The sequence below is a fragment of the Verrucomicrobiia bacterium genome (assembly GCA_035460805.1).
GTDB lineage: Bacteria > Patescibacteriota > UBA1384 > CAILIB01 > CAILIB01 > DATHWI01.
Map to the genome: position 1 here is coordinate 1 of DATHWI010000075.1, position 21,901 is coordinate 21,901.

General features: G+C 53.2%; 14 protein-coding genes. 8 read left to right on the plus strand and 6 right to left on the minus strand.

Annotated elements, in window-relative coordinates; translation table 11 throughout:
* Positions 1 to 317 precede the first annotated feature (317 nt).
* From VLA04_02590 to VLA04_02610, 5 genes are all read left to right on the plus strand, one after another.
* Positions 318 to 848, plus strand: coding sequence for an NUDIX domain-containing protein (locus VLA04_02590; protein HSI20568.1), 531 nt, complete (start codon positions 318 to 320; stop codon positions 846 to 848).
* A gap of 156 nt (positions 849 to 1,004) precedes the next feature.
* Positions 1,005 to 1,499 carry a hypothetical protein gene (locus VLA04_02595; GenBank protein ID HSI20569.1) on the plus strand — a complete coding sequence of 165 codons (495 nt, stop codon included), beginning with the start codon at positions 1,005 to 1,007 and terminating at the stop codon, positions 1,497 to 1,499.
* 133 nt (positions 1,500 to 1,632) lie between these two features.
* A complete protein-coding gene (locus tag VLA04_02600; protein HSI20570.1) occupies positions 1,633 to 1,920 on the plus strand; it encodes a hypothetical protein in 288 nt (95 codons plus the stop codon).
* A 106-nt stretch (positions 1,921 to 2,026) separates the two neighbouring features.
* Positions 2,027 to 2,464 carry a hypothetical protein gene (locus VLA04_02605; GenBank protein ID HSI20571.1) on the plus strand — a complete coding sequence of 146 codons (438 nt, stop codon included), beginning with the start codon at positions 2,027 to 2,029 and terminating at the stop codon, positions 2,462 to 2,464.
* Positions 2,465 to 2,600: 136 nt separating this feature from the next.
* Positions 2,601 to 3,029: a hypothetical protein gene (locus VLA04_02610; GenBank protein HSI20572.1), complete on the plus strand. Its 429-nt coding sequence runs from the start codon at positions 2,601 to 2,603 to the stop codon at positions 3,027 to 3,029.
* Between the two features lie 103 nt (positions 3,030 to 3,132).
* Here the strand turns inward: VLA04_02610 and VLA04_02615 are convergent, their stop codons facing one another.
* Positions 3,133 to 5,175, minus strand: coding sequence for a vWA domain-containing protein (locus tag VLA04_02615; protein HSI20573.1), 2,043 nt, complete (start codon positions 5,173 to 5,175; stop codon positions 3,133 to 3,135).
* Between the two features lie 173 nt (positions 5,176 to 5,348).
* Between VLA04_02615 and VLA04_02620 the strand changes: the two genes are divergently transcribed.
* On the plus strand, positions 5,349 to 5,498 hold the full coding sequence (locus tag VLA04_02620) for a hypothetical protein (protein HSI20574.1): 150 nt from the start codon (positions 5,349 to 5,351) through the stop codon (positions 5,496 to 5,498).
* 44 nt (positions 5,499 to 5,542) lie between these two features.
* On the opposite strand, the gene VLA04_02625 is transcribed toward VLA04_02620, so the two are convergent.
* On the minus strand, positions 5,543 to 5,836 hold the full coding sequence (locus VLA04_02625) for a hypothetical protein (protein HSI20575.1): 294 nt from the start codon (positions 5,834 to 5,836) through the stop codon (positions 5,543 to 5,545).
* A gap of 155 nt (positions 5,837 to 5,991) precedes the next feature.
* Here VLA04_02625 and VLA04_02630 point away from each other — a divergent pair, with 155 nt between their 5' ends.
* Positions 5,992 to 6,477, plus strand: a complete 486-nt coding sequence (locus VLA04_02630; protein ID HSI20576.1) for a hypothetical protein — start codon at positions 5,992 to 5,994, stop codon at positions 6,475 to 6,477.
* Between the two features lie 210 nt (positions 6,478 to 6,687).
* Positions 6,688 to 7,311, plus strand: a complete 624-nt coding sequence (locus VLA04_02635) for a hypothetical protein (protein HSI20577.1) — start codon at positions 6,688 to 6,690, stop codon at positions 7,309 to 7,311.
* Position 7,312: 1 nt separating this feature from the next.
* Here the strand turns inward: VLA04_02635 and VLA04_02640 are convergent, their stop codons facing one another.
* From VLA04_02640 to VLA04_02655, 4 genes are all read right to left on the minus strand, one after another.
* Complete coding sequence (locus tag VLA04_02640) at positions 7,313 to 8,614, minus strand: GAF domain-containing sensor histidine kinase (GenBank protein ID HSI20578.1); 1,302 nt, start codon at positions 8,612 to 8,614, stop codon at positions 7,313 to 7,315.
* Between the two features lie 73 nt (positions 8,615 to 8,687).
* Positions 8,688 to 9,125, minus strand: a complete 438-nt coding sequence (locus VLA04_02645; protein ID HSI20579.1) for a hypothetical protein — start codon at positions 9,123 to 9,125, stop codon at positions 8,688 to 8,690.
* 73 nt (positions 9,126 to 9,198) lie between these two features.
* Positions 9,199 to 16,419 carry a LamG domain-containing protein gene (locus VLA04_02650; GenBank protein ID HSI20580.1) on the minus strand — a complete coding sequence of 2,407 codons (7,221 nt, stop codon included), beginning with the start codon at positions 16,417 to 16,419 and terminating at the stop codon, positions 9,199 to 9,201.
* A 26-nt stretch (positions 16,420 to 16,445) separates the two neighbouring features.
* Positions 16,446 to 21,881: a LamG domain-containing protein gene (locus VLA04_02655; protein HSI20581.1), complete on the minus strand. Its 5,436-nt coding sequence runs from the start codon at positions 21,879 to 21,881 to the stop codon at positions 16,446 to 16,448.
* Between the last annotated feature and the right edge of the window lie 20 nt (positions 21,882 to 21,901).

Genomic DNA, 21,901 nt, shown 5'->3' on the forward strand with positions numbered 1-21,901 from the left:
ATAACTCAGCTCGATTCGTCTAGCCTGAGATCGGAGCGCGTTTGCGTTGGGTCGGCGCGCAGAATCTATTCCCTGGAGTTCTCCCTCGAGAAGGTTCCAGATATGGTGAAGCGACTTGAGGACGTCTAGACTTTCCCAAAGGCCAGAGATTCCACCCCGTGGAGTTCTGGCCTTTTTTTAATTTTCTCCTGAGTCGAAATTTGGCTCCATCCATCCAACTCTCACACAACGCTACCGTGTGAGGGTTTTTCATTACCAAAGCCCATGACCCTATCATTTTGTACAAAAATATGGTAGGAAACGAATGGAGGAAAACAATGAGCGGACCAATGTTTGAAGGTGTATGGGACGGAGGGCAAACGTGGGAAATCTACCTGTCCCCCGTCATGCCCGATGTCAGTTTGTGCTCGGCCGTGGCGTGTATTGCAATCCACGACTTGGCGCGGGAAGAGGTAGTACTCACCCGCAACCCCCGGGGATGGGAAATTCTCGCCGGGCATATTGAACAGGGGGAAACCCCAGTGGAAGCCATGCAGCGCGAAGCACTTGAAGAAGGGGGTTTCGCCGTAAAAAGGCACGAGCTGTTTGGGTACCGCAAAGTTACTGCGACTGAAAGGCGGGGTGCGCCCGGCCAAAGGGGGACCTACTCCTTTCCCATCAGCTACATCCTGCATTACTACGCTTTTAGCGATAGTGAACGCGTGAAGGAGTTTGGGGAGGAGGTAACGGACAGCCGGGTGTTTACGTTGGACCAGATCCGGGAACTAGTCCGCACGGGACAAACTTCCGAGACCGACCTGGCGATCATTGAGAGTGGGCTTGCTTCTGCCAAAGCGGCGGCTCACTAAGGCATTCATGACCCCTGCACTACTATGCGCGGGGGTCTTTTTTATTGGCTACAGGATTGACAAACCCAGGTTTATCCTGTAGAAATTACCCGTCCACCACATACCTCATACGCGCATTGTGCGCGGGATAGATGGATGACTGGGCCATGGAGTGCCATGCATCAAAACAAAAGACTTGGAACCGAAGTAGTAAAGTTTATCCTCTCCACGAGAGCTCGACGGCTCGGAGAATTTCCGGCTCATGAATGGAGGAAAGCCCTGGATTCCTACCTCCGGCTTATCGCCAGCGACAAACACGGCTGCGTGGTCCTCACCCTCCAGGGAGTGAACCCACGGTCAGAAGCCGGGTTCCACTGGGATGTCACCAAAGAGGTTGCCATCGTGACAAGCAATAAGACCCCTGAGATCACCTTCAACTTTGTGGAAAGACTCCAGGTACTCGAAGCTTCCGGAAAGCAGGCAGCAGACAGATTCAGGGAGGAGGATATCATCGCCGCCCTGTTCCGCCTCAAGGTGTGTAACAGCAAGATGGGGATCAGCTTCCTCCAGCCACCCGCACCTGACTGCGAGCTGCCGCAGGAGTTCGTCCTCCAAATGGGCTACGCGAACCGTCTCGTATTTGCGCAAAAGAATAAGCGCGCCGTCTGGTAGACACACACTATGTCCGCCCCATACCTGGGGCGGCTTTTTATTCACTTCTGCATAAAATATACTCCCCCTACTTATTGACAAATGGGGATAAATATGGTTTAATGCGGCATCCGAAAGGAAGTGTGCAGAAAGTATGATTGAGCTTGGAAAGAAAAACGAGATTTTTGGCGCCGATGAGCTTCAGCCCCTCCGCGGGTTTCACGGCCGGCCTACCACCCTCCCTACGGTACCCAAAGATCACAAGGTGATCTGCGGCTTCAACCAAGGGCTGGGCGAACGAATCATCGTCTGCGAGTCCCTGGAGGACATGCAGCACCTGTACGACAGCTATGCACAGGGCTATGCCCTGAGCATCCACTGGTACAGCGGCGAAGACCCTGGATTCGTTATGGTTATCGGCGGCACGCAAGCCGCTAACTAGACTCCCTACCCGCCCACGGAACAACCCGTGGGCTTTTGTTTTGCCCTAACCCCATTGACTAAAGCCGCTTTTTATGCTAAACTTGCGGCGAATCTTTGGAGAATGAATGAGCAGTAGTAACAATTCGTCTTCGTCGTACTGGTGGCTGTGGTTTATCGTATTCATTGCGATCTGCAACAGCAACAACTCCTCAACGAGTAACAGCCACACCACCCGCAGCGGCTCAAGCGCCTACGGCGACAGCTATCAGAGCACCTACGATTCCGGCCTGTCGCTTGACGAACTCTCCGCCGGCGAGGGTGGATGGATCAGCGCCGACGACGTGGTGGTGGACACGGAGAAGAGGTTCTGGGTAAAGACAACAGCCCAGGTCTACTCCGAGCATACGTACCAGTGGCCAGTCCGGCTCGTTCGCCACGCCGACTGCTGGACACTGTCTAACGAAGACTCCCTGTCCACCTACCTTCCCCAGGTGTCCGCCGAGTATCTGGACCCTGAATCCCTCGTCCGCGTCAAAGACGCCCGGGGGTTCACCCTGGAATGATCGCACCGGCCCGTTTGCACACAACGCAAACGGGTCTTTTTTATTGCTTACCAGATTGACAAAGTGACCATTCTATGGTATATTCTCTTTTCTGTCATCGGACAGGCGCGGGCAGACCCCGCAAGGAGAACAACAAATGGCAACTGCCAAAATTGGGGAAAGGCACTTCACCCTCCAGGGGAATAGCCTCACCCTCTTCGGTAAAACCGTCGTGCGAAAATCCAGCCGGGAAGAGAGTGACTCTAACCTTTCGCTGGAAGTCATGCGGGACGAAGTTCTGTGGCCGCTAAGGTACAGAATCGAACAGACCGTCGGCGAGGACTGGAAGGCCGGCAAGGCTAACCTCATCGCGAGCGTCCGCATTTCTGCCAGCACCGCACTGGAGATGTGGGGAGAAGGATGGCTCTATGTTTCTGAGCTCTCAAGAGCAAAGGAAACCTTTGGTCACATCGAACTCATCATGGAGCTCTACGATGGCCAAAAGTTCACCGTCTGGATCATGAAGGACGAAGACCTAGGCTATCCGTACGCCACCTACGACGAATCGGGCGAGGTCATTCCGTGACCCCTGGCCCACCTACCGCTCGGAGCGAGCAATCGCTCCGGGTTTTTTAATATAAAAAAAGGGCCGAGACAGTTGTCTCGGCCACAGTATTCGCGCTAGCGCATTACGCGCAGACGCACTCTTCGGTCCAGGTGACCCGCTTGAGCTTGGCCCCGCCGAATTCGGCGTGCTGCTCCTGCTTGGGGGTCTTACCCTTACTGGTCGTCGTGGGAGCGCCCCACGGGATGACCTTGGAGCCAGTTTGCTCCATCGCGAACGTGATCGACCGGACGAGGTAGCGGACATGCATCAATCGCTGACGCACCGCTTGCACCCGGGTCTTAGCCTCCTCAAGGGAAAGCCCAGAGACGTCGTAGGTCCGGGTCTTGTATCCCATGAGCCGGAATTCGACGCAGTTGGCGCTGTACATCTCAGGGACAATGCCCTCAGGGGTTTTGCCCCTTTCGATGTAGACGTCATCGTCTTCACGCGCCGTGCTCGTTGCCCCGAAGGACTTGGCATGTGCGTTCAGTGCCGTCTGCTCCACTTCCAGTTCTGCCTCCTCCATAAGGAGGTTGACGAGCCCCAGGTTGCGCGGGTTGGCCCACGCCGAGGAGATCATCTTGAGGTTGCGGAGGTTCAAGGTGTAGGTCCTGGTGGGACTGTACGCCTCGCCTTCCGCAATCACGCCGGCTTCCTGCAGTTGCGTGAAGCTTTCGGTCGACAGGGTCGCCTCCAGCTCCGGCAGGTGCAGGTTGCCGTCCAGGATGATATTGTAATTCCTCCACACCTTCTTATCGACAGGTGCGCCGCCGCCCTCAGGCAGGACCTTGACGTCCTTCTGAGTCTTCAGCGAGAAGTTGAACCTATCGTCCTTACTTTGCAAGCCGGTGACCTTGAGGGTCCGGCCGTGCGGGTTTTCGATGACATTAGGGTCAACCTTCAGGACTCCCGAGCGCTTGTAGGCACCCTTGGGGATGTAGACCACGTTGCCGGGGTCTTCCACAAGGACGCGGATTGCGTTCAGGACGCAGTGGTTGGGACCACTGGGTTTGAGCCCGCCGCCAATGAACTTGCGGTTCCGGAACATCTGGCGGAACATGTCCGCCGTCTCCCGGTTCTCGCGCTGAGTCCATGAGGACCCTGCGCGCTCGGCAAGTCCGGCGTCTTGAGTCTTGTCCAGGAGCTCTGCCGCTCGCTCACGGTCGCCCGTAAGGAAGGCATATGCGCCCAGTACACGGACAAAGTCCGCTTCGTCTTCAGCCGTCAGCGCCGTGATTTCCAGCATCTCGTCAACCGGCTCCCCATTGAGGGTACCAGCAACGTGAAGTGTGGTTGCACCCTGGCTCAACTCGACGAAAAAGTTCGCCTTGCCGTCCAGGAAACCGCGCGTGCTCGCTTTGCCGGCCGTTCCCGCCATGAGCAGGTCTGGTGTCGTCTTGTAGACGTTGCCAGCCACCCCGGCGTTGGGAGTGAAGGTCAGATCGGCTTCCACCGGGACGGTCTTGAGGAAGACATCTCGGATTTCCGTGATCGCATCGCCAAAATCGTCGATTTCGGAGATGTGGCGGAAGATGCCGCTGTTGCCCGCCGCCTCCATAAGCTTGGTGATGAACACCTCGTCATAGTAGACGCCGTAGGCGATGGTGGAGACCACCGTGCCCATACTTCGCAACGTGCGCGCGACCTCGAAGGCCAGCTTACGCTCTTGCTCAGGAGACCACTTCGTAGGAACGGGACAGCCGTCCGTAAACAGGACTGCGTTGTGCACCGTATCCGAACCCGCCAGTCTCTCGACCGCTTCCACGGTTTTCGTGAGGGGTTCTGAGAAGACCGTGGTGCCGTACACCTTGACTTCGTTCTGAATGGCTCGCGTGAGCATTTCCCGACCGCTGGTGTTTGCCTGGGTGGGACCTGCAATTTGCTTGCTGGAACCGTGTCCAGAGAAGATGACCAGGGAGACGAATTCGTCTTCTGGCAGTCTCTCGATGTACTGAACGGCATTGACGCGAAGGTCAGAGATGTAGGGCGCCATGCTGCCGCTGCAGTCCAGGATCAGGACCGTATGCCGGCGTTTGGGCACGACAGGATCGACTGAAAGGCTGACGAGGGCGACCGCTTGCGCGAGGGCGGAAATTAATCCAATTCTAGTTGTAAATGTTCGCAAACTGATTCTCCTCCGAGAAACCTCAAGGCAGCCACTGTGGCAAACCTGGTTCTCGGTTCATCAAAAGATGAGCGGAGAAACAATAGCCTAAAAATCCAGATTTGTCAAGGTGTAAACTGCTCTCCAGCCCCCTTACTAGCCAAATACCGGCAAAAGGAGTAGATTCACGACAAATGGAGAATATCCCTCAAAAAGTATCCCTTACCCCTGAGCAAAAGATGGAGCTTCACCTCAAGCTCAGGCAAGTCCGCCGCCGCGCCCGTGCCTTGGCACGTGCCTCCCAACCAACGCATCGGACGATGTTCAAGCGCATCACAATCTAGTGCGAACCCCGAGCCGCCACTCCCGTGTGCGGCTCTTTTCATATCTAAGCCGCTAATAACGCCTTACCTGCACTGTGCAACGCGTACCGAATTTTACTGTAGTCTCGATGGTTGGCATCTACAGCGATGGTAAGGACATTCAGATCCCTTTTCACTATTATCATGTCTTCTTTCAGCGCAGCGACATCATGCTTTAGGACTGCTACATCTTCTTTTAGTTGTGCAATGTCTTTTTTCACAACCGCCATATCTTCGCTCAGTTCAAAGACTATTCTTGAGACATAGGTCAACATGTCTTCCATCCGCTCTTCAAACGTAGGTTTGAGCTGGTTATCCATGTCCCCTTTTTATGCCCTGCTTTCAGGGAAAACAACCGAACAGATTATGACCGTCCGTATAGGAGCTCTAGCAACTTTCGTGCTTTCAAACATGACAAAACCTCCTTTAGCACATTGACAAAACGGGCAAAATGTGATAAAGTTCTGCCGTGCTTATGAAACGCGTACTCGGACTTTGTCTTCTCGCAATCGCATCCATCGGTCTCGTCGGCTGTGCCGGCAGCGGCATCCCCTCCGGTAACTCCTATGAGGGCGAATGGACCGGCCACATCACCCTCGATTCCCCGACACGGGGCGGTGGCGACACCATCAGCATTCAGCGGATGGGCATCGATGGCGCCGGAAACATGTCAGGTGAGCAGGGTTTCACCAACTCAAGCGGAAGTCAGTGGGACGGCGGTATCCAAGGGAAGATCAACCCCGATGGCACCGCAACCGCTAAGGCCTTCTATCTCCTTCCCTACGCCGAGCCATTCCAGATCAGTGGCAAGCTTCCGCTCCCCACCGATTTGGCAACACCCACGCGCGGCGGTGACCCCAGTGGTCTCACCTGCCCAGTGACCGTCAGTCGAAAGAACGAGGAGGGCCAGACGATCACGCAAACAGGAACCTGGTACATGTCGCGCAAGCGCGTGCCCTAGGAACCCAGAACGACTCAAAGGCAGCCACACCGGCTGCTTTTTTCTTGACTAAAACATACCAAAACTCGTACTATCGGTATGTTCCTCAAGGGCCGTCCGCGTACACAACCACAACTGATCCGGGGGATCAGCACCTCCTCGCGGCGGCCCTTTAGGCCCTTTCCCCAGACCTTCCTAGCGAAGGTCTTTTTCTTTGCTACACTAAGAAAGATGATCCCCCTCTTCCTCGATTTTGATGACACGCTGTTCGATACCCAAGCATTCAAAGTGTGGATACGAGAATGTCTCATTAGCCATGGGGCAACCCCCCAGCAGATAGACGGGGCATACGCACCAAAACCTGGCACACTCTACCATCCCCTCCGCCACATCCATGCCATCTGGGAAACCCCTCCAGCGGGTATTGAGAAGGAAGTCCAATCGCTCTACGCCCGGGGAGCCTCTCTCCTCTTTCCAGATGCCATTACCTTCCTAAAGGACCTGGATCGCAGCACCTATACACCCACTATCCTCACACTGGGAGACGATGAATTCCAGCGTGCAAAGATTGATGGTAGCGGCATTCTCAACCATCTCTCCGATGTGCTTGTCTGCCAAGAAGACAAGTGGAAGGTGCTCGGTAACCACGTCAGCCCCGGCACACCCCTTATTCTCGTGGATGACAAACCTGACACAATTGTGATGGTTGCAAAGACTCATCCAAAAAGTTACGGCGTAATTCTCGACCGATCTGCACGTGAGCGACGCCGAAACTATCCCCTGTTTAGGGTTGTCACAAACTTTGATGAACTGCGTGACCTACCGCTACGCTTTCCCGAGCTCCGTCGGAAATAAGCTACTTGGTCAAAGGAAGGGAAATGGTGAACGTCGTCTCTTTGCCCGGTTCACTCACGCAGGTCACATCCCCACCATGCTGACGGACAATGGCACGGCTAAGGTACAAGCCTAGGCCACTGCCGTTAGGGTATACCTTCACCGCGTCTTTGGAGCGGTAAAACTGGTTAAAGATAGCCTGCTGTTCCAGTTCAGCTACACCCATCCCCGTATTGGTTACAACGAGACGCACAAAGGAATCATCGGAATCGAGAGTGAACCATACCTCGCCACCTTCTTGGTTGTAATCAAGGGCGTTGTCCAATACGTTCTGGATGGCTTCCTTGAAAAGGATGGGGTCAAGCTGAAGAAGCGGGACCTCTTTTTCAATGGAGTGGTGAAATGTCACTTTCTTATTCTCCGCCAGCTTTTCCGTGCCGGAAATAAGCTCGTGAATCATTACCTTAAGGTCAGTAAGCTGAGGGGCGTACGGCAATTTCCCTTCCTGGATACGCGCCACATTCAGCAAGTCATTCACTACGTGAATGAGCCGCTCATTGGAAACATACGCCTGCTCGATAAGCTTGTGCTGCTCAGTAAGTTTCTTCACCTCTTGGTCACCCTCCAAGATGGAAAGGATCCACTTCACAATGGAGAGAGGGGTGCGAAGCTGATGGGATGTAATGGAGATGAAGGAGTTCTTCAGCTCATCTTGCTGCCGAAGCTTTACGTTTTGCGCCTCTAGGTCTACGAGAGAGCGGGAGTTTTCCACAGCATGTGCAGCGAGGGCAGCTATGGACTTAAGGAAGGTCAGGTCTTCCACGTCGCGCTCAGTGTTGCGACTGGTATGCGCACAGACTAACAGGTACCCAAAGAGCTGGTCGCCAAAACGGATAGGGGCGCCAGCAACTTCATCGGTATGAAAAATGGTACGGAGCGCCAAAGAGACGGCATCATCTTTGTCTTTTGTGAACAGTGCTTCTTGATGAGCGTACACCCGGAGGAAATCCGGAATGGAAGTGAGGTCTGTTTCCAGGGTACGCTTCTGGCGTTGGTTCAAATGGAAGGTGGCCCGCAGGCAAACATTCTTATGCACCTCTACCACAACTGCCCCATCCCACTTCAACTGCTGGACGGCTGTCTGACAAAGCAGCTGGTAAATTTGGTCTTCCTTAAGCTGGCCCAAAGTCCCTTGACTGAGCGATTCCACTGCTTTCAGGTGAACATACCGCTTGGCAGCAGAGGCCCGTGCCTGTACCAACTGATGCTTCAGTGAACTGATCTGCTCGGTGTCTGCCCCAGACTGGTGAGAGTGTTCTGTCATATACCCATTGTACTGCGCGAAGCCTTTTTTACCAAAAAAAGACCCCGGTTTCCCGGGGTCTTTTAGTCAAGTCTTATTCCTTGAAGTCTTCGATTGCCTTTACGACCTTAGAGTCGTTCTTGAGTGATTCGGTGAAGAGTACCTGGTCACGGTTGATGTGCATCCGGTCATTAGGACCATGAAGCTCGTTTCCCAGCTTCACAAGAGAGATGTCTGGCTGCTGTTCAGTGGCAGAAGAGTTGCTACCTGACTGAAGATTCTCCTGCTGGTTGACCTGGAGGTAGTAAATATCGCGAAGGTCTACGTTATCTGCACTTGCGTACATCTTACCAAAGTATACCTGCCCGTTTGTAAGGAACACGGCGGAGTAGTCAGAAACTTTGTCACCGCTATCTTTTACCAACGTGCCACCAATCCCAAGGTTGGAACGGTTTACAAAGTAGTACCCAGCGCCTACGACAACAATCAGGGCGATGAGAAGGGTCAGAATTGAGCGAAGGCGCTTGTTCATAATCTAGTGCTAGTCATTTTTGTACTGCCTTAGTGTGATAGAGGCAGCGGAAAAAGTCAATTTACGTTAAGGCTTATTTGATCCGTACTCCACCCTTACCGCGAACTGTCCCACTTTTAATCCGGACATCCGCCACTCCTAGGGTTCCATATGGATAAAGGTCATCCACCAGGAAGCCGGCTCGGCCCGGGTTCCAAGCACCCGCTTCTGTACCCACAAGCGCTAGTCCGCCTGTCACCGCTAGGGAGGTAATATCGTTGTCCGGCAGGAGCGAGGTGGCTGAGGTGAGGGATGTCTGCGGACGGAAGGTACCACCAGAGATGGCCGTAAGGGCTCCATCATCGGCACTAGCCCCGTTTGTCCCAGCCCAGATAAAGCCGCGGTTGCCTACCGGGCTACCAACCACCCTACTTGCATCTGCACCTTCTGCGCTTGTTGAAGTACCAAGGAACCCATTAACCCCATTACCACTGGAATCGGTGAGCGTTTGACTGGAAGAAGTTTCGTCGAACATCCACCAACCAAGTAGGCTCTGACCTACCGTAGTGCTTCCCATGCCACCATTGTAGAGAAGGCTCGCCTCTTCAGCGGTGAGCGCCTTGCTATAAATGCGCATGTCATCAAGATTTCCCTGCCACCAGCGGTGGGTACTAGCGTAGTCACCGATAGTAATGGCAAGGGAGTTATTGGTCACCCCAGCAAACGTACCGTCTGTAGAAGCAGTCTCTAATCTACCGTCTACATAGAAGGTAGTTGCAGCAGTAAGGCCGGCAGCTTTTGTCCACGTGACCTGGTGCCAGGTAGCGTCGTTGAGCCTACGGCTTGTCGTATGGCTAAAGGTGGTTGTTCCGTCACTGCGCTGCAAGCGGAGCTTGCCATAGTTTGTAGCATCGCCAGAGTTGAAGACCCTGATGTCAAACGGGGTCACGCCGCTCGTACCAATTCTTTTGGACATGACGGTATTGAAGGTGTTGGCTAATAGCGCCTGATCACTTGGCAACTTGATCCAGAAGGCAATACTAAATTCATCCGCCGTCTCCATGGCGTTATCAATACTTGTCGTAGAAGCAGGTACGAGGGTACAAACCTGGGAAGAGCCGTTAAACGAAAGGTTACCCCCTACATTGGCAGTGCGGGTCATCCCAACGGCAGTCACTTTATCTGCCGTTCCTGCCAAGGATGGCTGGACACGCACGGGGTCATCAGCGGCAACGGAGCTTGAAGCACCAAGCGTCCCCCTACTCGTTACCGTAGTCACCGCCCAGTCAATAACGGCTTGCTCCTGGCCACCCGGCTCATCAAATTTGTAGTAAGCAATAGGGTTAGTACTCGCCGTCTCAGGGTCAACGTAAAACGCAGTAACGTTTGCCACGGTACTTGATGCGCTCCGGATGGAAACTTCATCAATCAATCCGGCGAAGAAGTTGGCACCACCGCCATCCGCCCCAATTCCCAGAGGGTTTGCATTGGTAGTAGGCGTACCACTTGAAGAGCAGGAGCCGCTAGACACACCGTTGATATACACAATGATAGTTCCTGCCGAGCGAGAGACGGTAATCTGGCTCCATTGACCCGCAGGGATGGGTGCGCCCGCATCACAGGTAGTAACGGTAAGGCCGGCAATTTCCGCCCGTATTGTATTGTTATTTGAACCATTAAAGCGGATGGCGTAGTTATATGCGCCACCTGAGCCTTTGGCCAAGATAATGTTGCTTAAGCCATTAGTAGAGCCAGTAGGCTTGACCCAAGCAGTGATGGTCATAGTACTAGCCTTATCAATGTTTGTGGTAGAGGGAATGGAAACATACTGCGAAGTACCGTTAAACTCCAGGGCACTGCCATACCGGCGGGCATTCCACCCCTTCGTTGTCTCCGCTGCAAGTACCCCCGCCTGGACCGCATAGCGGACAGCAGAAGAAGCTTGTGTACTATGTTCTTCAATAGTGGCCACACCACTGTCCGTACCTACCGTCACCACATTAAGCCCAGCTTCAGCTGAACTAGTACCCGCAGACACCGACAAGGCGTTTACCACATTGCTTCGCAATGGTGGGGTAGATGCCGTGGTATAGGAACGGTCCGCACTCGTTGTCTGGTCAGCAACGTCACTGTGGATATCATCCCAACGGTCCAACCCACCAGAAGTAACATTGGCCCCATACAACTCACCGCCACTAGTTAGTGCAATTTCCGTATACCCATCCCCAGTGTTCTTACTGTATTTGAGGATAGTTGGCGCAACTGAACCGGCACTCATGGACGTGAAGTTCTTTATGTAGCAAACATTCTTTTTGGCACTGTCAGAAGCATGGTCACCCGCCCATACCACCTGCATCTGGCCGGAAATAACCGCCGTACTAATACTGCGCACATCGCCCATCTCACAGTTAGGCATGCTAGAGAAAAGGTCGGCCCAGCTTTGGCCCGTATCGGCGCGTTTAGCTAAGAGGCCTCCGGTCCAGTAGTTGATATCGTCATTCTCTACCAACAGGTAAGCTTGCTCACTCCCAAAATCTATCGTGCGCATTTGTCCCACACTATTCCAGTGGATGCCCACAAAGAGCTTCCCGTTGGTAAGTGTCGCCGTCTGCGGGTAGTTGCTCCCCAGGAACGTCGTGTTCGTTGGGCTCGTGGTATCGGTAGGGATGCGCATCCAGACTTTATTGGTCTGGGCATCAATAAGGTCTACGCCAGCAGCAGGCGCACCTGAGCCTGAGGAAATGATATTCAGTTTATCCGGGACAGACCTGCGCTTGCCTCGCCTAGGAGTACTCGTGGAATACGCCTCAACTACCCAAGAAGCAATGCGGAATGTATCGTAGCGACGATAAACACCGTTAGGGTTCCAAACAACTTTTACACCTGTTGACCCTAGGGCAACCGGACCATTCCCAATGGCCTGCAGGGCCGACCATGAACCAAACGTGTTGTAGTTTGTCTGGTCCCGATACTTAAAGAAGCGCTGCACTTCAGAATCGGAACGGTAGGCCGTAATGGTAGGTGCCGAGGATGCCTTCCAAAGGTTCTCATTGTTTGTCCAACCGGAAGTGGAAGAGTAGTTAAACGAGTTGAAAGCTCCAGTTAATCCGGTGGACGTAGAGTCAGTCAGCGTTGTTCCAGTGCCTTCATCCATTTTCCAATGCAACACTTTACTGGTTGAAGAGACGGGTCTGATATTTGCATACATATCGGCAACTTCCGTCGAAGAAAGCGCGCGGCTATACGCCTGCACATCATCCAAATATCCATTATGGTAAGCCGTAGACTCACCTCCAAGGATAAGAGAAGCTGAGGTGTTCAGGTCATCACCTATAAGGATAGAGATATCGGTAGAGACCAAATCCGCACCATCAACATATTGCTTAAGGAAATTGGTATTTCTATCTACTACCGCAGTAGCAAGGTGCCAGTTTCCATCTGTCACAGAAACCGTAGAGGTTGCGAGGTACGATGAAAAGCCTGCTGAATCCCTTACCTGAGAAACAAGTTTGTTACTGGTATTAATGTACATCAGCATGCCAGCCGTGCCATTTGTACCCGCCTTACGATAGAGATACTTTGTTGTGCCCGAAGCTGAACTCTTAAACCAAAAAGACCAGGACATGCTCCCCGTTCCAATATCCAGGGTATTATTATCCGCCACCGAAACGGTGTCGTCTGTCCCATCGAAAAGAAGACCTGTTCGAGTAGTCTGCGGCGTGGAAAGCGCCGAGCCCTTTTCATCTGCCTTACCGTAGTAAAGGTAGTAGTCCGTAGAGTTGGCTGAGTTGGCAATTGGGGCAATGGTCTGGAAATAGGTCTTGTCGGTTGCCGGCATAATTCCCTGGTTCAAGATCCAACCGCCAGAACCCGCTGTGGCAGTAGCGGACGAGGCGCCGCCAGAAGAATCGGCGATGGTTGTACCTGTACCTTCGTCAAAGCGCCAAGCTCCAACAAGGCCAGCTTCAGGGACTGTTACCTGTGAACTGCCGTTTGTATAGAGCGCCTTAATTTGAGGCTGAGTGAGTACCTTACTGTAAAGCCTAAAGCCACCCACATCTCCCATGTGGAAGCGCTGTGTACCATCATTTGAACCTATATGGTTAGTGGCATCGATAGTGATAGAGGGCGCAGTGGTACTTGAGTTGGCCAGTGTACCGTTAATATAGAGGCGCACCCCAGTTGCATCCCAGTTTACCGCCACATGGTACCAGGTTGCATTGCTAATGGTGGTACATATGTTCACATTGCCAGATCCTGTACCAAACAGTAACCGCATCTGCCCCGCCGTACACCCAGTAACAGCACTTGTATCGGAAAACAGAACAAAGCCATTGCTACCTGTATCTGCCAAGTCAAAGAGTGTTCGAAGGGTTTGATCACTAGAACTGCTCCTGCGGAACCAACCTGTAAGAGTCCCACGGGTTCCCGCGGTTTGCATGGTGGCAGACGATGTAATGTTTACCGTACTGGCGGAGCCATCAAAGTTGTAAGCATGGCCCACGGGAATGTAGCGTGGAATCTCGTAAGTAGTGGAAACTACACCGTCCGATGTTGACCAAGTTGGGTCATCAGTAGAGGAACCGGTAGTTGCCCCCAAATACGCATGGTTAGCGCTACTGGAAGAGTCTTGGAGTACTTGACCAGATCCTTCATCAAAACGCCACCAGCCCTTAAGCCCGCTCTCTACCTCGCCTGTATTGCCGTTACCTCCATTATAAAGTGCCGCAATGCCACCACCACTCAACGTGGCGTTGTACACTCGAACATCATCTATACCGCCCTGCCAGAGAGTGCTCGGAGCAGAATACGCAAGACTTCCTATATAAAAGGGGTAGGTAGAGGGATTGGCGGTAAGATAATTGCTTAATGCTGTCGTGCTATCCAATACTCCATTGAGGTAGATTTTTGCCGATGTGTTGTCGTATGTCACGGCAACATGAGTCCACACATTATCAGGAAGGGCAGCCGTACTGTTTGCCAGGCCGGGAGACGTGTCATTTACCTGCAAATTCAACCGAATCTTTTTGTTTGTCATTAGCATGAGCGAGTATCCATAATACCCACTCGTTGCACCATCCCTGCTATTACTGGTAATAACACGCGCCGCAGCCATAGTGGTGTCAGTATTCTTTACCCACGCCGCAATGGTGAGTCGCCCATTTGTAATGGTATTTAGCGAAGGGTTACTACCTACGGTCACCATGTCAGTACTCCCATCAAAGCTCAGGCTACGTACTGTATCACTTGGTTGATGAACCATGCGCCAGTCGTTGCCGTCTGCACGGGTTTGGTTGGCGTTAAGTTTGGTGGAGCGGGAGGTTGGAGCACTCACCGAGTAGCCGGTAGGAAGAGTGGAACCAGAGGCGTTCGCCACCTTCACCTGTTCACGGAACTGGTAGCCAGGCATGGCCCAGGCAGGAGAGTCGGATGGATTACCCCCTGACACTGCTACTGGCGATGAATAGCCCTCTACCCACACTGGGGTACCAGCCAACGTGCCAGTAGCGCCGTTACCAGAAGAGTCCGCTACCGACGTACCAGTACCCTCATCGAGCTTCCACCAGGCAGCCAGGCCCGTGTTGGATGTAGCCTTTCCCTGATAGAGCTCTGCTACTTCTGTTGCGGTTACGGCGCGTGAGTATACACGGATATCATCAAGAGAACCCAAGTACCGGTTTGCGCCACCACCCTGCCATTTTCCTACGTTCACCGTGCTCGTGACACTCCGCGAAACTGGAGTCCCCGCCATTTGCGTGAGAGTTTGCTGCACACCGTTAATATAGAGGGTGTTTTGGGTGACATCGGTGTTATTGAAGATAGCCACCACGTGCATCCACTTGCCGGTTAGTCCAGTGGATGAAACACCATAGCAGTCCGTACTGTTTTCCGTAGCAAAACCAAAACAGGTGCTCGTGCCAATAAAGTTTACCGAGTAGTTTTCATTGTTAGGCCCAAAGGCAAATATCCTTCCCGACGTACCGTTTACCCACATGCTGACGGAGTTCTTCGCACTCGCGGCTGTATCCACCGTGGAAACAGTGGCCGCTATTGCATCATCAACCGCGTCAAAAGAGAGCCCAGGAGAGTTGGTTACCTGGACTTCATAGGCAGAATCCGAGGTGGTGGAAGAGTCGGCGGTGACAGAAACATTCCCTGCCCCAGTTTTACCAGAGGGATTCACGCAGCCCACATCCTCCGGGCCACAACCTTTGAAACCATCCATGAGCGCATTAGCCCCCGAAACCCAGAGAGGACCTACCGTCACCCCATCCCCCGCTGATACGCCGTCTTTTAACGCCGCCGTACTAGCGTAAGGAGAAGCGTCCACAGGGGCAGCACCGCTTAAATCATCAAGGTTGAAGTAGGAAATGAGGGCGACTTCTGATACCGCCTCTCGGCCATACAGACGCGTAACCTCATCACCACTAAGTGCCCGCCCATAAAGGCGGACGTCGTCTATAAGGCCATTATGGTACCGCAGGGTCCCTGCGTTTGAGCCAATGTAGCTATTGGCGGGCAACGTAATGGCAGGAGCGTTAGCTGTGTTACTTGCGGTAAGTACACCATCAAGGTACAGATAAACGCCGGTCGAGGACCAGGTAGCCGCCAAGTGGTGCCAAGCACCATTGGTGGTAGCGCCACAAAGGTTCCTCGTTGTGGAACCATCGCCATATTGAATACGGGCGTCGCCTGCGCTACATCCAGAAAGCGCACTCGTGTCCGAACTTAGCGTCAGGCCGTTGTTGCCTGTCCCGGCCACGTCATAAACCTGATGTATATTACTGTCTGTACTATTTCTATTGAACCAGACAGAGGCTGTCCCTGAGGCTAGGGAGCCTTGGATACTGGCATTGTTTGTAGTGGTAACGGAGTCATCTGTTCCATCAAATCTTAGCGCGCCAGATTTCCGAGTCACTCCATTGCGCCAGTTAGGGTCCACACCCATGCCCCGCAAAGTATTCGCACTGGCATCACTTGCAGCGTCGTAGACAGTAGTGTCGTTAACCGTGTCGCTGGCAAGGTAGGTATTGCCGTCGGCATCCGTAGCGGAAGAGGTATAGACGCCAGAAGCAAGGATATCCAGGGACTGGATAGGGATGATGAGCCCGAAGACCAAGGCTATCACCAGCGCATTAAGGCTGAGGCGGGAGATCCAGGACCGCCATGCTTGGTCAGGGAAAACAACCCGGTAATACTCACCGCCCTTGCGGTAAACTTTTGCCATTTTTGCCGCAAGAAACAAGCCAGTGCGCTGGGCGCCCTTAGCAATTCGAACGATACTAGACCGTGCGGCTCTCAATCGTTTCTGCATGACATTAGTATACCCCAATACTCCCGCTATTTCAGGTGTATCGTACCATCCTTTAGGCGGATGGTGCCGGCTGGAAGCTGGATCCTTGCGTCGGTTGCAGAAGAGAGGGTGAGAAGGTATGCAGGATCCAAGGCAGCACCCGCCGCCCCCACGCTCCACGCGCCCGCTTCCGTCCCTGTCAAAGCAAGTCCTCCCGTACCCACCGACAAGGAAGTCACATCATTATCAGGTAGTGAGGAATCTGAAGTTGAGAAGCTGGTAACCCGGCGGTTTGAGATAAGTGAAACCGCGGTAATGCCACCGTCGTCAGCTGCCGCATCGTTCGTTGCCACCCATAGCATAGGCTGGGAACGAACTGGGCTGGAGGTAATCCAGGTAGGATCATCACTGCTAGCGGTACTATCTGCACCAAGAGTGCCACCATTTGCAGTGGCGGAGTGGTCAGCCACTGTTTGACCTGAGCCTTCGTTAAAGTGCCATCCCCCTACTAATCCAGTTTCCGGGCTGCCGTTCCACCCTCTTCCCCCATTATAAAGAGCAGCTACGTTGGCACCAGAAAGTGCAGCGCTGTAGATGCGCACCTCATCAAGTGAGCCTTGGAAATAATTAGTCCCGCGAGCGCCTATCGTCAGCGGTGAGGCATTGGTAGTGTCGCCAGTCGTAGTGTCGGTCGTAGAGCCGTTCGCCACACCGTCAACGTAAAGGCGAAGGGTCGAACCACTCTTAACGAATGCCACGTGGTGCCAGAGGTTGTCGTTAACCGTTACGGTAGAACTGAGGGATGGATTATTACTTAAGTCATCAGATCGGAAAGCAGTAATCTTTCCGGCTGTCCCTGAAGTTTGGTTCTGAATACGCAGTGTATATGGATACCCCACCACTCCCGACCCATTCCACTTATGGATAATATTGTTATACGTAGTCCCCGTATTTGCCTGGGTAGATGGCGCCTTGATCCACACCCCTACGGAAAAGTCCTGGTTATAAGCAAAGTCTAAATTAGCATTGTCAGGAACTGACACGTAATCGGCAGAGCCATCGAAGGAGAGCCCCTTCCCGGTATCTGATGAGTGGAGGAGTGCGACGGCAGATACTTTAGCTGTTCCCGCAAGCGACGGTGAAACCAGGTAAGGATCGTCGGAAGAAACAGTATTGTCCGTACCCACCGTCCCATGGTTAGCATTAGTACTGGCGTCCATTACATACTGCCCAGCCGGGTTATTGAGGTGCCAGAGACCCAAGGTGTTGGCATCTACAACAAACTCTCGGTTTGAAGGAGTAAATGCTGCAGTATACCGAGCACTGTTAGACAACCGGACTTCATCGAGGTAACCATTGAAGTTATTGCCCGTTGTGCCGTTTCGTCCAAGCCGGAGTGCATCTGTATTGGAGATAGAAGCTGAAATACCGGCGTTGGTAGTGATCTGCTGCAGGACACCATCCAAATACTGAGAAATAGATGTCCCAACCCGCACTAAGGCAAAGTGATGCCAAATACCATCGTTAACGGTCGCCAAGCTGGTAGTGGTGTAGTCGGTGGTGGAAATGCGAACCGAAGCTGAAAGGTAGTTGCTTGAGTCAAGGTTTACCAAAATACCCGCAGCACCGTTCCTGCGCTGTATAAGCATGCACGAAGAGGCGCACGACTGAGTAGTCTTGAACCAGCCCTCGGCCGTGAAGTCGGCAACACCTGGGTCAAAAACGGTTGAGTGAGGGATATTGACTGCGCTTGACCCGGTAAAGTCCACCACGCCACCAAATCCTTCCGAATTCCACTTTGAAGTCCCTACACTCCCCGTAGGGGTATAGCGCGTAATGATCGATGAGGCTTGGCTTGTGTGCTCGGAAACAAGGTCAACTCCTACACTTGTCCCAACTGCCAAGGTATTGGAAGTATAGTCGGCTTGAGATGTTCCCGTGGACACCGAAAGGGAGTTTACGGTGTTGTTTCGCAAGGCAGGTGTAGAGGCCGTTGAATAGGTGCGGTCAGCTGTTCCAACCTGGTCTCCCGTGTCACTTTGGATGGTATCCCAACGATCTACCCCACCTGCCGTACCGTTGGCAGCATAGAGAGTACCGGCACTGGTGAGCAGCACAGACTTATAGGTACTGTTGGCAGCAAGCGCATAGTGACGCACTGGGGAATCGGTAGTAGTCAGGCCGTGACGGGTATTGGCCGTTTCGTTAACCACCACATCCACGCCACTGCTTGTGCTCCCGCCATTGATCCCATAGGCCACATAGGTCTTTGGCGGAGTTCCCAACACCTGCACCGCTACATTGGTAACGCTAGATCCAGAGCTCAACGCGCTGCCGGCATACGTCCCCGTCCCCGATCCTGCCCTGCCTGCAATAGCCACCGTACCAAAGGCATTCCCACTGGAATGGTGCGTGCGGAAAATATCAGTCTGCAGGTCTACCACTTGTGTGTGGTTAGCGCTAGTTTTTGTGACATAGAGCCGGCCATTCAACGCCGCCACCTGTTTAACCGGCACCGTACTAAGCTGGGTTGTGCCTACCCCACCAGGAATACGCATCCACAGCTTGTTGGTTTGGGCATCAATAATATCGACGGCCGAATCGTTCCCCACAATATTAGCCTTCTCAGGGAAGCTCCGTCGCTTACCTCGTTGTGGCGAACTGGTGGAATAAGCCTCAACTACCCAGCTGCTGACAGCGAACGTATCGTAGCGACGGTACATGCCTACTGGGTTCCACTTCAGCTTTACGCCAGTTGCCCCCAACGCCACGGGTGCCATACCAATAGGTTGAAGTGCTGACCAGGACCCCGATGGCGCTACAGGGTTAGTGACGGCACGGTACTGGAAGAAACGTGGGACTTCAGAATCGGAGCTGAAGGCAGTAATGGTAGGTGCCGATGAGGCCTTCCAAAGGTTCTCATTATGTACCCAGCCAGAACTAGGAGTGAAATTAAATGAGTTCAAAGCTCCGGTTAGCCCAGTTGCCGTTGAGTCCGTCAGGGTAGACCCAGTACCTTCATCCATCTTCCAGTGCAAGACTTTATTTGCTGAAGAAACGGGAGCCGCATTTGCATACGAATCGGCAATTTCGGTGGCCGAAAGAGCCCGACTGTGCACCTGCACATCATCCATAGATCCATTATGGTAAACAGTAGAACTACCTCCCAAGATAACGGATGCGGATGTATTCAGGTCATCACCGGTAAGAATGGAGATGTCGGTAGAAACAACGTTGCCACCATCAACGTACACCCTAAGGAAGTTTGCAGTTCTATCAACCACGGCAGTGGCAAGGTGCCAGTTCCCGTCAGTTACTGAAACGGTAGAAGTTGCAAAATAGGAGGAAAAGCCGCCCGAATCTCTTACCTGGGCAGTCAGCTTATCTCCAGAACCAATGGACAGCAACATTCCCCCCGTCCCATTGGTGCCCGCTTTACGATACAGGTATTTTACCGTGCCTGAAGTTGAAGATTTAAACCAAAGAGACCAGGTCATGCTTCCCGTACCGATATCCAGCGTATCGTTATCAGCAACTGAGACAGTGTCGTCCGTGCCATCAAAGAGAAGTCCTGTCCTAGTGGGCTGCGGAGAAGCAAACGCACTTCCTTTCTCATCAGCCTTACCGTAGTAGAGGTAGTAATCTGTAGAGTTTGCAGAGTTAGCAATAGGGGCGATGGTCTGGAAGTAGGTCTGCGTCGTGGAAGCAGTGGGAGCAAGGTTGGCCTGCCAAATTGGGCCAGCAGAGGTACCATTCCCCGTTGTAACTTGGTCACTCTTTAATGTGCCAGTAATTGCATTCCCTGAATAGTCGGCCACCGAGGTGCCCGTACCCTCATCCAGACGCCACCCTGCAACCAACCCAGATTCAGGCACCCCTACCGTTCCCTGGCCGCCATTATATATTTGATTAATTTTGCCAGTAGGAAGTGCGTAGTTATACACACGCACATCACTCATCCACCCATTAAAGTAATCGGAGCTGCCACTGCGGCCACTGAGCTGGAAAAATGAGGCTGCATTTAAGTCATCAGTGCTTAGGTTGGCGGCTGACCCAGTTTGAACAAGCTGCCCATTCACATAAAGGCCCAGCTCTTGGGTGGCCCTATTCAGGACCCCGGTCACGTGGTACCAACTACCGTTTGTATACGTAGTCTGAGTGGTGGTGATAGTTGCCAGTAGTGTGCCGGCCGTATTCCCACAAGAAAGCTGCAGTGCATTGCTTGTCGTGAGCTTGATCACGCATCCCTTGGCAAAACTACTGTCTGCCTTCCGGTAAAGTATTTGATCAGCCCCACTTGCGGCAGCCCTGAACCACATGGACCAACTCATGCTACCGGTACGAATATCGGCCGCATTATTATCGGAAAAACCAACGCTATCCTCAGACGTGCCATCGGCTAAATCAAAGCGAAGCGCGTGTGCCTTAGGAATATGCCGTGGCACCTCGTAAGCAGTAGAGACAACTCCATCCGTAGACCAGCTAGGATCAGTGGTAGTGCTTGCACTCGTGTCACCAACCAAACCATGGAGGCCGTTACCGGAAGAGTCCTGTAGGACCTGTCCACTCCCCTCGTCAAAACGCCACCAGCCAACAAGGCCAGAGGTTACGGCACCGGTACTACCAGACCCACCACTATAGAGGGCAGCTGCCTCTGAAGCAGAAAGGCCCTTGTTATACACACGTGCGTCATCAAGTCCCCCTTGGAACCAACGACCCGAGGTGCAGGATGCCGCCCAGCAAAGGTCGGTAACATCCGAGGTATCCGTAGTGGTTGTATCAGTAGTGCTAGCCTCTGCTACGCCATCAATATACAGCGTGAGCGTACTCGAAACTTTTGTGAATGTGAGCAAATGCCACTTGGAATCATTCAGCGTTTTGGTGGAGGTAATCTCTGGGTTGTGCCCAGACTCATAACGCCCCGCCCTGATAGTTCCTGGGATAGCCGCACCCTGGTTATTGATTGCCAGATAAAAAGACTGGGAACCAGCCGCACCCAACCGCCGCTGGGCGATGTAGTTGTACGTCAACCCAGTATTGGCCTGTGTGGCACCTGCTTTCATCCAAACCGAAACGGTGAATGGGTTGTTGTAGTCAAAATCCACCAGGGAGGAATAGGGTATTGTCACATCGTCGTTACTCCCGTCAAAACTCAGGCTACGCGTTGCGTCGGTAGGCTGGTGGACCATGCGCCAGTCGTTGCCGTCTGCACGCGTTTGGTTGGCGTTCAGCTTAGTGGCGCGGGAAGTAGGGGCATTAACAGCGTAACCAGTGGGGAGAGTGGAGCCAGAGGCATTTGCTACCTTTACCTGTTCACGGAACTGGTAGCCGGGCATGGCCCAGGCAGGAGAATCGGAAGGGTCACCTGCGGAGACGGCGCCGGCAGAGGAATAGCCCTCAACCCATGTTGGGCCATTGGTAAGCGTTCCCGTTACCCCATTTCCCGTGGCATCTTCTGCCGATGTTCCCGTTCCCTCGTCCATCTTCCACCAACCCAAAATAC